Genomic DNA, 13946 nt, shown 5'->3' with positions numbered 1-13946 from the left:
AATAAGATAGATGATTATGAAAGATTAAAAAATATTAAAGATGCTATCAAAAGTTATGATTCTTTAGAAGAATTAGTTAAGAATATTGATATTTAAATTGGCTGTATAATTGAAGACTTTATTGAAATACTGCTATTTGATAGGTTTATTGGTCAAACAGATAGATATGAAGAAAATGGATAAAGATATGATTAATGATATTGTTATTAGGATGCCTGGAGAGTTTATGATTGAAGACCAGAAAGAATTGGTACTAAAAATTTTATTAGAACGAAGGGAAAGAATAATGTCTTTAAATAAGAAGGAAGGTGTTTAGCCATGGTAATTGCTAAATATCAAAATGAACTTTTAGTTGTCTGGAAAGATCCGTTACAAGAAATAGAATTGTAATTGGTCGCCTGTGGAAACAGGATGATTTATATCACTTTGAGTATGTTAGAGATGATGAAGACGAGCGCGGCAGCATTGAATATGCAATTGAAATCTGAACAAAAGATAAAAAGTATAAGCTTGGTTATGTTCCAGCAGTTTACAGTAGATATATTGATAAACTGGTAGAGGATAATAAATATACAGCTCAGATTTCTCAAATAGACAGAAAAGCTGATTCTTATAATATTGTAAAAGTAGACTTCACTGGAAAAATGGTTAAACCTAAGGTAACTAAAAAAGATCTTAGAAGTCAAATTACAATTTCATAAATAATAATGATAGAAGTACTATTATTATATTAATAAGGTGATTTAATACAGATTGAGAAGAAAGCTATATAGTTATATTAGCAAATATTTAAATTATAGAAATTTAAATGGATTTTTAGCCCAACATTTGTTAAAATAAAGATATAATCTAATAAAAAGACAGTGGAGGACTAAAATATGGTTACAAACTGCTATATCTGCGGTACACTTACTAAAAACAACTCCGGTCTTTGTGATGAATGCCAGGAGAAAAATCAGCATAAACTGCGCAAGATAAAGGATTTTCTCTGGGACCATCCTAATTCTACAATTCAGAAGATCCACCGGGAGACAGGAGTAGACGAAAAACTGATCCGAAGATATATTCGGGAAGATAAATTTATAATCTCCAATGTAATAGAATATGATGATTAAAATGACCGTTACCTTGATTCTGGGTAGCGGTTTTTAGCTGTTTATCTAAATTTTTCGACATAATATTACATATTTAAAGCAATAATTTATTAAATAACCTTTTAAACATATTTTAAACTTAATTGTATAAAGATGTAAATATGACTTAAATTCAGCTCAGGTGATTTTATTCACGCAGAGCAGAGCATAGACTATTTAAGAAAATAGCTATTATTTACGATTATAATAACGAAAGATACAATTGGCAGAAAAGAGGTGAAAATAATCAGAAGCTCTTTCCTTAAAATGATATTCATTCTAATTTTAATCACACTAATTACACCACAAATTGAAGCTGAAGAAATAACAGTCAGTGCTGAAGCAGAAATTACTGGTGGAGTAGAAATAGCCAGGAGAGAAGCTCTACAGAAAGCATTTTTAAGGGCGGTGCATCGGATCACAGGCAGCTATATTCGACAATCAACACTGCTAAAAAATTCTGAGCTGATCAGCCAGCGCATTTATTCCAGGGCAGAAGGTTATGTCACAAACTATCAGATTCTAAAAGAATCAGCTGCTGAGGGAGTTTATAAGCTGCAGCTTAAGGCAGAGGTAAGCTCCAGCCTTATTTCAGACTTAGAGGAGCTTAAACTGGTCATTGAAACTCAGACCAGCAATCCTCGGATTCTTTTGCTAATAGATGATGCGCAGCCAGAAACTTTAACCCGAGAACCAGGTAATCAATTTCAGGTAGAGGTGGATAAAATAAAACGAAATCTGGGCGCACCTGCAGTAGTAAATCGAAAGGCAGCAGAGATACAGCATAATTTACGAGCTGGCCTCAAAGAACTGGGTTTTAAATTAGCTCCTGAAAATCAATTTTTAAATTCGCTTCTAAATCCGGCCCAGTGGCAGCAGCAGGCCGTAGAATGGTTAAGAAAATCCAGGCAGCCTTTTGAAATCTTAATAATTGGCAAACATAATGCAGCCAGATTAGGAGAAAGAGATTTTGGTGTGGGAACTTTAACTATTCAGGGAGTGACAAGCTCAATGTCAATCTACAGTGCCCAGACCGGAGAAAAATTAAAGGAAATCAATTTTACCGAAAAGGCTTATGCCCGAGACGCCGTTAGAGCTTTAGCAATTGCGGTAGAAAAAATGAGTAGATCTGGTGCTGAGAGGCTGGCAGTAGAGCTAATGCCTCTGATCAATCTAAACAGTGGCCAGAAAAGACTTAAGTTGCAGGTAAATAATCTTGCTTCCTTTGAGGATTTAACTGCTCTGGAGGGGGTAATTAAAAAAATGGGAGGAATTCAGAGTTTTAAACTTCAGACTTTTGCTGATAATTCAGCCTCATATTTACTTAAGGTAATTCAGAGTACAGCTGTACTGGCAGAGCGTTTCCAGAATGAAGAAGATTTTCCACTGGAGGTTCTGGAACTTGGACCTGATTATTTAAAACTTAAAGCCAATTAATAAAATTAATATCAAAACAGGAGATGATAAAGATGAAAAAATTATTTACAGCACTATTAATCACAGCATTTTTAGTTTTAAGCCTTGCTTCTGCAGTCAGTGCAGATGAAGAGTTAGTTTCCAATGTAATGGTCAAATATTTTAAGGGATCAGTTGAGACAGTTGGAATGGCAGTAGCTCCCAGTAATGTAGCCAATGAAGCTCAGGGTAAAGTGTTAGCAAGGACAGGAGCTATTGTAGATGCCAGAGCTAAGATGCTGGAATATATCAAAGGTGTCAACGTTTCAAAGAATGTAACTGTAGTAAATGCTATGGCTAATTCTAAAATTAATCAGTCTGTCGAAGGACTGGTCAAGGGTACATATGTAGTTAAAGGAAGCGAAAAGTGGGAAGATGGAATTTACAGTGTAACTATGCGCAAGGATATTGACGAATTTAACCGCGTATTTTACGAAGAACAGAGTTCCGAATTTGCTTCAGAGAAAGCTACCAAAAAAACAGACTATACAGGTCTTGTGATTGATGCCCGTAACACAGATTTAAATCCACAGGTAATGTTTAGAGTTGAAGCTGAAAATGGAACAGTAGTTTATGATAATACAAAGGCACTTTTTGAGCCTGCTGTGGACAAGGGGCTGGTTGGGTTTGCTCCTTCAATTGAAAAAGCATCTAGTTTACCTCGAGTTGGTGAGTCTCCAATGGTTGTTGAGGCTATTGATGTCACTGGCGAAAACGGTACAGTTGTAGTTGTCAGTAATGAAGATGCAGCTGCCATTAACAGTCAGTTAGCCCAGACAAAAGTATTTAGACAGGCCAATGTAGTAGCCGTTATAGATGAATAGAGTTTTGATTATGAACAAAATATCAAAGTATTTGTTGCTGACTGCTGTTATTTTAATTCTAACAGCAGCTCCAGCGGCAGCTAATAATCTTGGTGAGGCAGTAGAGACGGTAGTTTCTGGGCTGACCTCTGATTTATTTATGGAAATTGAGGCAGACCAGGATTATAAAATTGCTGTAGCAGACTTTTTAAATCAAAATTATCGGAAGACACAGCTCAGCAACTTTATAACTGAAAACATTACTATTAAATTGATTAATGAAAGTGGACCGAATATCAGGGTGCTGGAGCGTCAGCGTTTAAATTCAGTTTTAGAAGAACAGGATCGAATGACTTCCGGTGTATTAAAGCAGGATACTTCCGAAAAAATTGGTGAGCTTCTGGGAGCTGACAGTATTGTTATCGGTAAGTATTATAATATTAAAAATAAAATTCATCTAATTGCCAAGCTGGTTTCTATAGAGACGGGATATATTCAATCTGCAGTTAAGCTGGTATTTGAAAAAGATGAGATAACCCATTCACTTCTCGGTGAAAATTATATTCAGCGGACAATGAATAATTAATTTAAAATCTAGCAGAGTCTTCTTTTGAAAATCTCACCAATGTAACAAAAATAACTTGACAACATCACTCTGATATGGCATAATATTAATCAGTAACAATTATTAATATCAATCAGATGAATTGAATCAAACTATACAGGAGGTACATATTATGTCATTAGTAGGAAAAGAAGTATTACCATTTAAGGCAGATGCCTATCAGAACGGAGAGTTTCTGGAGGTTACCCATGAGGATTTAAAGGGCCAGTGGAGTGTTGTTGTCTTTTATCCGGCTGACTTTACCTTTGTCTGCCCGACTGAATTAAGTGATTTACAGAGTGAATATGATAACTTAAAGGAGCTGGGAGTTGAGGTTTATTCTGTTTCCACAGATACTCACTATACCCATAAAGCCTGGCACGATAATTCCCCCACAATTTCTGATATCGAATTTGTGATGGTCGGAGATCCTTCTCACACTCTATCTAAAAACTTCAATGTTTTAATCGAAGAAGAGGGACTTGCTGATCGCGCCACCTTTATCGTCGACCCCGATGGAGTTGTACAGGGAATAGAGATCAATGCCGGCAACCTGGGCCGTGATGCGAGTGCAATTGTGAGCAAGATTAAAGCTGCTCAGTATGTGCGCAATAACCCCGAGGAAGTCTGCCCGGCCAAATGGCAGGAAGGAAGCAAAACCTTAAAGCCAGGACTGAACCTTGTCGGTAAGATTTAAGCAGGTTGAGAAAAAAACTTTGCTGAAATTATTCAGTTAAGATAAATTTTAGAGCTAAATGCTAAACATTAATTAAGGAGAAGGCAGCTGCATTATGTGGCTGTCTTTTTTCAATGCAAAAAAAGACCCCACCTTAAACTTAAGGCAGGGTCGTTAGATAGGATAGGAGTAGTTATATGGTAAAATTTATTTTAGTTATTTAAGAAATCTTTGAATTCTTCACTTTTATTTTCAAGTTCCGGTAATTCTTCTTCTTTCTCTTTTTCTCCCAGTACGAGCTGATCATTAACTACCAGTAAATCAAGCTCTTCAGCTTCGGCAAAGTCTTCTAAATCTGATCTGGTCTTTTCAATAATTAAATTAGAATAAGTTTTATTCAATTTTTCCAGATTTTCTTCCTTATTTTCGCCTTCAGCAAGCTGTTCTTTGTCAGCCTGATAGTCGGCATAAATTTCCTTAGTTTCAGGATGAGCGGCAATCAGCTCTTCAAACTCAATCATTCCAGCATTTCGATCAGCACTATCAGCAGCAGTATCTTCGGCAGCAGATTCAGTCTCTGCTTCAGTCTCTGCGTCTTGACTTTTGCCGTCAAGTTCCTCGGTTTCCTGAACAGTGTTCTCTTCAGTCAACTCTGTGCTGACATCACTTTCAGTCTTAACTTCTTCTTCGGGCTGCTCACTCTTTTCCAAATCAGAACTTTCCTCTTTCTTTTCAGTAATCTCAAATTTGTCATTGGGCTCCTCAGCACTCTTTTGATTTTGAGCATAGATCACACCTGTAAAAATAATCAGTACTATTAGGCCAAAAGTTAATATCTTGCTTCTGTTTTTCATACTTAATCATCCTTTCTTTTTTTGATAATAATTTTTAAATGAGTGATTTGACAAAGGGAGAACTTTTTTCTTCCGATCACCTCTTGCAACTAATATGATAGCAGTAGTTTTTAATGAAAGTATGAGCATAGTTTGAATTATTATTTAAGCTTTAAGATATTTTATAGAAACTCCAGACTGTGAAGCAAACCCCCCCAATCAAATTGACTAAAGCGAGCAAATAATATAGTATTATAATTGAAATGAGTGAAAAAAGGGGACTGATAGTTATGCGGAGAGCGACATTGTTTTTGGCAGTTTTTTTAATTTTTTGGTCACCACTGCTTCTGGCAGAAGATGATCCAAATATCGAGTTAAATGCTAAGTCAATAAATTTAGATGATGATGAGCAGATTTTAGAGCTCAAAAATGAAATAGAAAAAAAGAGTGAATTAGAAAAAGATATGATAGTCGGCAGTACTGTAGTTTTTTTAAACGGCAGAGAAGATCAGATTCGAAGCAGGGAGAGTAATCTCGGTAATTTAATTACAGATGCAATTTTAGCCAGAGCAAATGCTGATCTGGCATTTATCAACAGCAGAACTATCAGTACTTCAATTGATAAAGGTTTAATTAGTGTCCGGGATGTTAAGGAGAGTATCCCGGCCAAAGATGAAGTAATTGTAAAAAAAATTAAGGGTTCAGATCTGATTAAAACTATGCAGCATGCAGTCTCTAAATATCCGGAAACCGCAGGTTTTTTTCCCCAGCTGAGTGGTGGGAGAATACTTTTTGCCTGGAGCTTATATTCTGAAAATGATATTGTAAGGGCTGAAGTCAATTCAAAGCTGATTCGGGGTGAGGAATACTATTTAATTGCCACCAATGATTCGCTGGCTGCTGGAGGAGACGGTTTTGAGGAAATTAAAGAGGCAGAAGAGATTGAAAATGCCGGCCGGTTGGATGAGATTTTAATCGACTATCTGCAGCGGAAAGAGATTATAGATCGAGTTGAGATGGAACGGATCATTCCCCTGCGAAGAGTAGGTGGTAATTTAGTCTATCGGGTTGAGCAGGGAGATTATCTCTACTCAATTGCTCAGAAGTTTTCGACTACTGTTGAAGGAATTATGCAGGCAAACGGAATTGAAAATAGAAATTTAATCTATCGGGGTCAGGATCTAATCATCCCCGGTCTAAGGTGAATTTAATATGAAGTTAAATTTTGAAAAAAACACATTTTTTACTAAACTAATTTTTAGATTTCTGGTGATTACGATGATTGTGATTTTGATTTTTGGCTTTTCGGTAATCACCTATTTTAAAACATTTTTTGTAGAGCAGAAAGAGGCCCAGATCAATAAAAACAGTAAGGCGGTAATTGACTACCTGGCTGATTCGAAGGCCGAAGACAACAAACAGGAAATTGTCAACTGGCTGAGCATCATCGGCGAGTTAAATGACGGCCATGCCTGGCTGATCAACGAGCAGGGAGTTTTAGAATTTAGTTATCCCTATTCTTTTGATGAAGAACGAACTTTTTCCGGCTATGAAACCATTTTTGAGGGGAATACCATCTCCCGGGAGGTTAATACCGAAGATTTTGAACTAACGATGCTCTTTGTTGGGATGCCGGTTAAATATCAGGATGAGGTTATAGCCGGCCTGCTTGTTTTTACCCCGATTGATGAGATTAATTCGATTATTGAACATATAGTGGGGATTATGATCTATATTTCGCTGACTGCCCTGGTCTTTATCCTCTTTGTTTCTTACTACTTTTCCCGTTCTCTGGCCAATCCCCTCCACAATATGGGGCTGGTTGCAGCCAGGATCAGTCAGGGTGAGTACGGCAAAAAGGTAGAAATTAAAGAAAAGGGAGCAAGTAAGGAGATCAAGCTGCTTTCGGAAAGTATTAATTTGATGTCTGGAAAACTGGAGCAGACGATTAAGAGCCTGGCCGAGGAGAAAAACAAGCTGAAACATGTCTTATCCGGGATGGAAGAGGGAATAGTTGCTGTCAACAGCTCGGGCAGAATTATTCTGACCAACCAGTCGGCTGAAAGTTTATTTAATTTTGAGGAAGATATTCGCGATAAAGAGATAAGTGAGGTCAAATTATACCCTGAGGTGACTGAAGTTTTTGAGCAGATTATCAGCAAAGAGAAAGCTGCTCAGGAGCAGCTGATTATAAGTAAGGAAGATACAAATCAGTACTACCTGGTTCACTTCACAGCAATTCGCCTGGAAGACGATAGTTTCTGGGGTGGAGTAGCTATTTTTCATGATATCAGTGAGCGCTACCGCTTTGAAAAACTGCAGCGGGAATTTGTGGCTAATGTCTCCCATGAGCTTAAAAGCCCTCTTTCTTCAATCAGAGGCTCGGTCGAAATCCTCCTCGATGGGATAATTGAGAATCCTGAAGAAAAGCGGGAATATTTAAAGATGATTTTAAGGGAGAGCAACAGCCTTTCACACCTGATCGATGAGACCTTAACCCTGGCTGAAATCGATGCCGGTGGGGTTGAATTAAATAAGGATCAGCTGCAGATTAAAGAACTTTTTGAAAACCTGAAAGTATTTTTCAAAAATATTAAAAAAGATGGACAGAGCCTTCAAATTGAGGTCGACCCCGGGCTAAAAGTCCGGGCAAACCGAGAAAAGCTGAGGCAGGTTTTGGTTAACCTCCTGAGCAACAGTGTTAAATATTCAGCTGAAACGGGCAGGATTAAATTGAAAGCTGAAAGAGAAAAAGCTCAGATTAGATTTTCAGTCGCTGATAATGGGGTTGGGATTCCGGATTCAGAACAGAAAAATATCTGGGAGAGATTTTATAAAGTTGATAAGGCAAGAACTCCCGGTGACCGGAGCAGTGGTCTCGGACTGGCGATCGTCAAACAGATTGTAAAGGAACATCAGGGAGAAGTATTTTTAGAAAGCAGTGAGGGAGAAGGCTCAACCTTCAGCTTTACAATCCCAGCAGCAGAGGCTTAAATTGATTGATTTTTTACTTTCATCATATTTTCATCACATAGATTTGATAAATTAGTAACTGAGGTGGTGGAGTTAATGGCAAAAAATAAGATTTTAATTATAGATGATGACCAGCAGATCTGCAAGATTCTTCGTGATTACTTTAATTACGAGGAGTTTGAAGTTTTTGTTGCCCATGACGGCAGAGAGGGTCTGGAAAAAATCAGAGAGATAGAACCTGATGTTATTATTCTGGACCTGATGCTGCCCGAAAAAAACGGACTCGATATCTGCAGGGAGCTAAAGCCCCACAATCAGATTCCGATTATTATTTTAAGTGCTAAAAATAGGGAAAATGACCGGATTAAGGGTCTGGAGCTCGGGGCAGATGACTATGTGACCAAACCTTTTAGTCCCCGGGAAGTTGTGCTCAGAACTAAAAATCTGCTCCGCAGAACAAAGAGTGAAGAGAATAAGGAGCAGCTTGAATTTCCCGGCTTAATTATCAACCAGGAACAGCGGCTGGTCGAGGTTAAGGGAGAGGAAGTTTCTCTGGCGCCAAAGGAATTTGATTTACTCTGGCAGCTGGCATCTTCTCCGAAAACTGTCTTCAGCCGGGAAAAACTCTTAGAGCTGGTCTGGGAATTTGACTACTATGGTGGAATTAGAACCGTGGATACTCACATTAAATCGATCCGCAATAAGCTCGGGCCAGAGCTTGGAGAGTATATTCAGACTGTCTGGGGGATCGGCTATAAGTTTGCTCAGTGATAAAATAAGCTGCCTGATGGCAAAAGGTGGCTATATTTTTTTAGATAAATTAGATAATTTTGTAAATAATGCTTAAAATTGAAAGTAAAAAGTGTTATAATAAAATAAAGACAGCTTAAAATTGAGGGAAGACAAACTTAGAGAGGAGCAGCAGATGAATAAGGTGGAGCCGATCAGAGATAAAAGTAAAATTGCCGAGCTGAAAAAAATTCTAAGAGAGCAGAGCTACCGCAACTATATCCTTTTTGTGCTGGGAATTAATACGGGCTTAAGAATCAGTGATATGCTGAAGCTTAAGGTCAAAGATGTGCGGGGCAAAACCCATATTGTCCTTAAGGAGCAGAAGACTTCTAAAAATAAGCGTTTTTTGATCAATTCTAACCTGCGCCACGAGCTTAAGGATTACATTAAAGGAATGGAAGCAGAAGAACATCTATTTCAGAGCAGGATTGGGAAGAATAAACCCTTAACCCGTTTTCAGGCCTACAGGATTTTCAGTGAGGCAGGGCGCAAAGCAGGGCTGGAAAGTATCGCCTGTCATTCAACCCGCAAGACCTTTGGTTATCACCACTACCAGAAGAATAAGGATGTGGCTCTGCTGCAGAAATTGTTCAATCACTCTTCACCCAGTATTACTTTAGACTATATCGGGATTACCCAGGATATTATGGATGAGTCGATAGAAAAGTTTTCGCTTTGATTTAGACTCTGGTCCTCTAATCTTAGCTGTGTTATAATAAAATTAGAATCAAACTATTCTAAAGAAGGTGTTCACTGTGCTGAATAAGAATACAGAGGAGAATAAAAAAGAAATCGAAGATAGAGTCAGAGATTATTTTTCAAAGCGAAAAGATATATTAGCTGTCTATACTTTTGGTTCTTTTAACTCTGAAAGATTTAATAAAAATAGTGATCTTGATCTGGCTGTGATTTATACTCAGGAGTTTGATAAATTTAAGAGATTTAATTTAAAATTAGAACTGATGGCAAAGCTGGAGAAATTAATTGGGCTTGAAGTAGATATTGTTGATTTTGAGAATGTTGATCTAAAACTCAAACATCAGATTCTGGATGGAAAATTGATTTACTGTAGTGATCAGAGCCGCAGAGTTGAACTGGAAAAGAGAGCAATTTTAAATTATATAGATATGCGTAGATTCTATAAAATTAATGATCAGAATCTGGGAAAGGGGTTTTAGCTATGGTAGATGCAGAAGTAGTCAGAAATAAGCTTGAGCATTTAGAAGAATATATTAATGATTTGGAGGAATACCAGGATTTAAGCCTTGAAAGATTAACTGGAGATAAAGTGCTATTTCGTTTTTTAGAAAGAACAATTCATTTAGCAGTAGAGAGTGTGCTGGATATTGGCAGCCATATTATAAGTGATCAGCGCCTAGGCAATCCAAAATTTAACAGTGAGATTATAGAGATTCTGGCTGAAAATAAAATTATTAAAGAAAATGTAGACAGTTATATTAAAATGGCCAAATTTAGAAATGTAATTGTTCATGATTATGCAGAGATAGATCCTGAGATTTTACTGATGATCATTAAAGAAAATTTAAGTGACTTAAAAGCTATTTTTAGGTGGTATAAGGAATATATTGATTAAAGCCTTCAACCCAGGACGGTGAGATTATGGAAAAGTTAAAGAGAAAGCTTGAGCCTGAGCTTAAGGAAAATATAGCTGATTTTTTAAAAAAAGAAGCAAATGTTAAGCTGGCATACATTTTTGGCTCTTATGGTACGAAGTATCAAAACACCGGTAGTGATCTGGATTTAGCTGTGTTTTTTGATGAATCACCGGATATGTCAGAGCAGATGGATTTGGCAGCACGCCTGGAATTGGAGTTAGGAAAATATGATATTGATTTAATCAATTTGAATAATGTTAAGCTGGCTTTTAAGTATGAAGTAGTTAGAAGTGGAGAGTTAATTTACAGCAGAGATGAAATCGAGACTGCTGAGTTTAAAGAAGAGGCTTTAAAATATGGTCCTGAGGCTGAAGGATTTAAATATAAATTTCAGCATGAGTATATTACAGGAATAAAGGAGAAAACATCAGGAATAAATCATAAACGGATAGCAGAAAAGCTAAAATTTATCAGAACTAATCTAAAAAAATTAAAAGAACTGGCTGAACTTGAAAAGAAAGATTTTTTGAGTGATTATAAGAATTATGATACTGCAAAATATAATCTGCAGGCAGCAGTAGAAGCTATGCTGGATATAGCAGCCCATATTATTTCTCGCGAAGGCTATACAGGTCCTAATACAAGTGCTGATTCTTTTAGAATACTTGCTGCTGAAGGGATTATCGCAGAAGATTTACTGTTAAAGTTTGTTAAGATGACCAAATTCAGAAATAGAATTGTTCATCTCTATGATCAAATTGATGAGGAATATATTTATCAAATTATAAATAATAATCTGGAAGATATAGAAAGTTTTGTTAATTTAATTACCAATAGATATTTCTAATTTGCTTCTAATATTCTTTTAAAGTATTTTTAATCCAGAGCTGCTATTATATAATTAAGCTAAAAGAAATAAAGTTTTCCCCTTTTTGAAGCTGCTGCAGAGAGCAGCTATAATATAGATTTAAAGTACTAGATACTTTTCTCCTTGTTTTTACCGCCCTTTTCCCGGGGCGGTTTTTTATTTATAAATCTCTTTTTAGGTGGTATAATACTCATATACAACAAATAATACCTATAGTCTTTATTTAAAGCCTTAAAAGGGGGTCAAAATGGATAAGAAAACAATATCCCAAAAACTTTACTTTATGGAAGGAATGTCAGTCGACAAAGTAGTCGGTTTTTGGGAGAAATTAACGAATTAATTTTTAATCTCAACCTCAGCCAGTTCGCTTTTTTGAAGATCAAAACTCATTGAAATATAATAAGAGTCCTTTTCAGTTTCAGATTCTGCTTTAAGCTGCTTAAATACTTCTTCCTTCTGCCCATAAAAAGAAAGCAGAAAATGATTATCCTCTTTAACAAGAGAGTTTCTTAAATAGTAGATGTCTACACTATTAATTTTGTCTTCAGTCATAAAATCCAGCAGATTAATTAAAAAATTGCTTTCCACCTCAAAGTTTGGAAAATTCAATTTAACTAACCCCTCAGCTGAAATTTCTTTAATCGTTAAATATCCGGTCTGATACATAAAAGAAATAAGAGTTAACTCTTTGATGCTGCTCGGATTCAGTTTGCTTTTTTCCACTTTTAAATCTTCGAATTTTGTAATATTAAAATCTTCTCTCAGAATAAGATGAAACAATAATATAGGTGAGCCGCTGTTAAACCAGTGGTTGTCAAAAGAACCAAAATCTAAAACTCTTGCTGCTGCAAAAGGATTATAGACCTTAATATCTTTTTCAGTAAAGCGGCAGCCGAAATTAGACTTGCAAATACGGGCTTATCATATTCATCAATTAGAATCACAACTTTTTTCTCAAATTTTTGATATAATTTTAGTATTAGATTTTTTAACATCCTGGGAGCCATATCGGTTTCAAGTTGCAGATCATATTCTCTTGCGACTCTCTCCAGAGCATAACCCAGCGATTTATCCAGACTTTCTATGCTTTCTGCAACAACGGCACAAAAATCAAGGTGAATAACCGGATATTCCTTCCACTGCCAGTCCTGATTATTGATATTTAAGCCAGTAAAAAGCCCCTTTTCTCCCTGATAAAAACTTTTTAGGGTGTTAACAAATAAGGACTTACCAAAACGCCGGGGACGGTTGAGTAGAAAAAACTTTTCTTTACTGCGGGCGATTTTGTAGACAAATTCTGTTTTGTCGATATATAGAGAATTGCTTTCTATAATGGACTTAAAATGGGCCCGACCAGTTACTAAATCCTGCATTTTTTTACCCCCTACTTTATGTTCGTGCTGTAGTAACAATTAAATTATATATTGATGATAATTTTTGGTCAAGGTAACTTTTGTTAAGTTTTCATCAAGTAGCTTTAAATAAGTTAAGATGTCCAATAATGAGCTTTGAAACTGGCTCAAATTCAATTTTTTTATTTATAATCTTCATAGTAGGTGATATAATATAATTAGAGATAAGTTCTCACTTTAGGAGGGAGATCAATTATGAATCTTTCACAGGATCAGAGAAAAAAAATTAAAGATATATTAAATAAACACAATATTAAAAAAGCTGGAATATTTGGTTCCTATGCTCGCGGTGAAGCTGTTAATGGTAAAAGTGATCTTGATTTAATCGTGGAACTTTCTCAGAATGATTTGTTTGAACTGACCGCTGTAAAATTGGATATTGAAGAAGCTCTGGGTTTGTCTGTTGATATTATTACTTATAGTGGATTGAAAAAATTTGCAAAAAAAGAAGACTTTAAAAAAGAAATAATAAAAGATCAGGTGTCATTAATATGATTTCTAAAAAAGATCGAGATTATTTGAATGATATTTTATATAGTATTGAAATGATATATGAATATTCAGATGGCATTTCTAAACAAGATTTTTATGAAAGTCAGGAAAAACAAGATTTAATAGTGCATCGACTTGAGATTATTGGAGAAGCAGCTAAAAGATTATCTGATGAAGTTATAAATAATTATCCTAGAGTTCCTTGGAGAGAAATAAAGGGAATGAGAGATGTTTTAATTCATCAATATGATAGTATTCTATTAGAAATAGTATGGGAAACATTTAAAAA

Annotated in this window: 18 protein-coding genes; 15 read left to right on the top strand and 3 right to left on the bottom strand. The window is 36.0% G+C overall.

All coding sequences use genetic code 11. The features are described from left to right. Positions 1–109 precede the first annotated feature (109 nt). The 6 genes from CI949_RS09865 to ahpC all read left to right on the top strand — a co-directional run bounded on the left by CI949_RS09865 (position 110) and on the right by ahpC (position 4692). Positions 110–316, top strand: a complete 207-nt coding sequence (locus CI949_RS09865) for a hypothetical protein (protein WP_290765822.1) — start codon at positions 110–112, stop codon at positions 314–316. Positions 317–878: 562 nt separating this feature from the next. Beyond that, a complete protein-coding gene (locus CI949_RS09860) occupies positions 879–1115 on the top strand; it encodes a hypothetical protein (protein WP_290765819.1) in 237 nt (78 codons plus the stop codon). Between the two features lie 285 nt (positions 1116–1400). Next, positions 1401–2570 (top strand): flagellar assembly protein T N-terminal domain-containing protein, encoded by a 1170-nt coding sequence (locus tag CI949_RS09855; RefSeq protein WP_290765816.1) that lies wholly within the window; start codon positions 1401–1403, stop codon positions 2568–2570. 32 nt (positions 2571–2602) lie between these two features. After that, positions 2603–3412: a hypothetical protein gene (locus CI949_RS09850; protein ID WP_290765813.1), complete on the top strand. Its 810-nt coding sequence runs from the start codon at positions 2603–2605 to the stop codon at positions 3410–3412. 10 nt (positions 3413–3422) lie between these two features. Then, on the top strand, positions 3423–3977 hold the full coding sequence (locus tag CI949_RS09845) for a FlgO family outer membrane protein (protein WP_290765811.1): 555 nt from the start codon (positions 3423–3425) through the stop codon (positions 3975–3977). Between the two features lie 151 nt (positions 3978–4128). Then, positions 4129–4692: an alkyl hydroperoxide reductase subunit C gene (ahpC, locus tag CI949_RS09840; RefSeq protein ID WP_290765810.1), complete on the top strand. Its 564-nt coding sequence runs from the start codon at positions 4129–4131 to the stop codon at positions 4690–4692. Between the two features lie 191 nt (positions 4693–4883). Here the strand turns inward: ahpC and CI949_RS09835 are convergent, their stop codons facing one another. Then, positions 4884–5525: a hypothetical protein gene (locus tag CI949_RS09835; protein ID WP_290765807.1), complete on the bottom strand. Its 642-nt coding sequence runs from the start codon at positions 5523–5525 to the stop codon at positions 4884–4886. A 269-nt stretch (positions 5526–5794) separates the two neighbouring features. Between CI949_RS09835 and CI949_RS09830 the strand changes: the two genes are divergently transcribed. The 7 genes from CI949_RS09830 to CI949_RS09800 all read left to right on the top strand — a co-directional run bounded on the left by CI949_RS09830 (position 5795) and on the right by CI949_RS09800 (position 11732). After that, on the top strand, positions 5795–6709 hold the full coding sequence (locus tag CI949_RS09830) for a 5'-nucleotidase C-terminal domain-containing protein (protein WP_290765804.1): 915 nt from the start codon (positions 5795–5797) through the stop codon (positions 6707–6709). A gap of 7 nt (positions 6710–6716) precedes the next feature. Further along, the gene (locus CI949_RS09825) at positions 6717–8498 is read left to right on the top strand and encodes an ATP-binding protein (RefSeq protein WP_290765801.1); all 1782 of its coding nucleotides are present in this window, start codon (positions 6717–6719) and stop codon (positions 8496–8498) included. Positions 8499–8573: 75 nt separating this feature from the next. Then, positions 8574–9248 carry a response regulator transcription factor gene (locus tag CI949_RS09820; protein ID WP_290765798.1) on the top strand — a complete coding sequence of 225 codons (675 nt, stop codon included), beginning with the start codon at positions 8574–8576 and terminating at the stop codon, positions 9246–9248. Between the two features lie 154 nt (positions 9249–9402). Further along, on the top strand, positions 9403–9948 hold the full coding sequence (locus CI949_RS09815) for a site-specific integrase (RefSeq protein ID WP_290765795.1): 546 nt from the start codon (positions 9403–9405) through the stop codon (positions 9946–9948). 76 nt (positions 9949–10024) lie between these two features. Beyond that, on the top strand, positions 10025–10447 hold the full coding sequence (locus tag CI949_RS09810) for a type VII toxin-antitoxin system MntA family adenylyltransferase antitoxin (protein WP_290765792.1): 423 nt from the start codon (positions 10025–10027) through the stop codon (positions 10445–10447). A 2-nt stretch (positions 10448–10449) separates the two neighbouring features. Continuing rightward, complete coding sequence (locus CI949_RS09805) at positions 10450–10863, top strand: type VII toxin-antitoxin system HepT family RNase toxin (RefSeq protein WP_290765786.1); 414 nt, start codon at positions 10450–10452, stop codon at positions 10861–10863. Positions 10864–10889: 26 nt separating this feature from the next. Continuing rightward, on the top strand, positions 10890–11732 hold the full coding sequence (locus tag CI949_RS09800) for a type VII toxin-antitoxin system HepT family RNase toxin (protein ID WP_290765783.1): 843 nt from the start codon (positions 10890–10892) through the stop codon (positions 11730–11732). Positions 11733–12089: 357 nt separating this feature from the next. Here the strand turns inward: CI949_RS09800 and CI949_RS09795 are convergent, their stop codons facing one another. Continuing rightward, positions 12090–12476, bottom strand: coding sequence for a hypothetical protein (locus CI949_RS09795; RefSeq protein WP_290765780.1), 387 nt, complete (start codon positions 12474–12476; stop codon positions 12090–12092). 107 nt (positions 12477–12583) lie between these two features. Next, a complete protein-coding gene (locus CI949_RS09790) occupies positions 12584–13126 on the bottom strand; it encodes an AAA family ATPase (protein ID WP_290765777.1) in 543 nt (180 codons plus the stop codon). 234 nt (positions 13127–13360) lie between these two features. Between CI949_RS09790 and CI949_RS09785 the strand changes: the two genes are divergently transcribed. Both CI949_RS09785 and CI949_RS09780 read left to right on the top strand, forming a co-directional pair. Then, positions 13361–13660 (top strand): nucleotidyltransferase family protein, encoded by a 300-nt coding sequence (locus CI949_RS09785; RefSeq protein WP_290765774.1) that lies wholly within the window; start codon positions 13361–13363, stop codon positions 13658–13660. Beyond that, positions 13657–13946 (top strand): DUF86 domain-containing protein (locus CI949_RS09780; protein ID WP_290765771.1); only part of this gene is annotated, 290 nt, incomplete at its 3' end. The genes CI949_RS09785 and CI949_RS09780, both read left to right, overlap by 4 nt.

This window comes from Halanaerobium sp. (assembly GCF_003070835.1).
This window is presented reverse-complemented; position numbering and strand designations above follow the sequence as displayed.

Coding starts and splice junctions, on each gene's coding strand:
- CI949_RS09860 (WP_290765819.1), top strand. CDS start 879: ATGGTTACAAACTGCTATATCTGCGGTACACTTACTAAAAACAACTCC.
- CI949_RS09855 (WP_290765816.1), top strand. CDS start 1,401: ATGATATTCATTCTAATTTTAATCACACTAATTACACCACAAATTGAA.
- CI949_RS09850 (WP_290765813.1), top strand. CDS start 2,603: ATGAAAAAATTATTTACAGCACTATTAATCACAGCATTTTTAGTTTTA.
- CI949_RS09845 (WP_290765811.1), top strand. CDS start 3,423: ATGAACAAAATATCAAAGTATTTGTTGCTGACTGCTGTTATTTTAATT.
- ahpC (WP_290765810.1), top strand. CDS start 4,129: ATGTCATTAGTAGGAAAAGAAGTATTACCATTTAAGGCAGATGCCTAT.
- CI949_RS09835 (WP_290765807.1), bottom strand. CDS start 5,525: ATGAAAAACAGAAGCAAGATATTAACTTTTGGCCTAATAGTACTGATT.
- CI949_RS09830 (WP_290765804.1), top strand. CDS start 5,795: ATGCGGAGAGCGACATTGTTTTTGGCAGTTTTTTTAATTTTTTGGTCA.
- CI949_RS09825 (WP_290765801.1), top strand. CDS start 6,717: ATGAAGTTAAATTTTGAAAAAAACACATTTTTTACTAAACTAATTTTT.
- CI949_RS09820 (WP_290765798.1), top strand. CDS start 8,574: ATGGCAAAAAATAAGATTTTAATTATAGATGATGACCAGCAGATCTGC.
- CI949_RS09815 (WP_290765795.1), top strand. CDS start 9,403: ATGAATAAGGTGGAGCCGATCAGAGATAAAAGTAAAATTGCCGAGCTG.
- CI949_RS09805 (WP_290765786.1), top strand. CDS start 10,450: ATGGTAGATGCAGAAGTAGTCAGAAATAAGCTTGAGCATTTAGAAGAA.
- CI949_RS09800 (WP_290765783.1), top strand. CDS start 10,890: ATGGAAAAGTTAAAGAGAAAGCTTGAGCCTGAGCTTAAGGAAAATATA.
- CI949_RS09790 (WP_290765777.1), bottom strand. CDS start 13,126: ATGCAGGATTTAGTAACTGGTCGGGCCCATTTTAAGTCCATTATAGAA.
- CI949_RS09785 (WP_290765774.1), top strand. CDS start 13,361: ATGAATCTTTCACAGGATCAGAGAAAAAAAATTAAAGATATATTAAAT.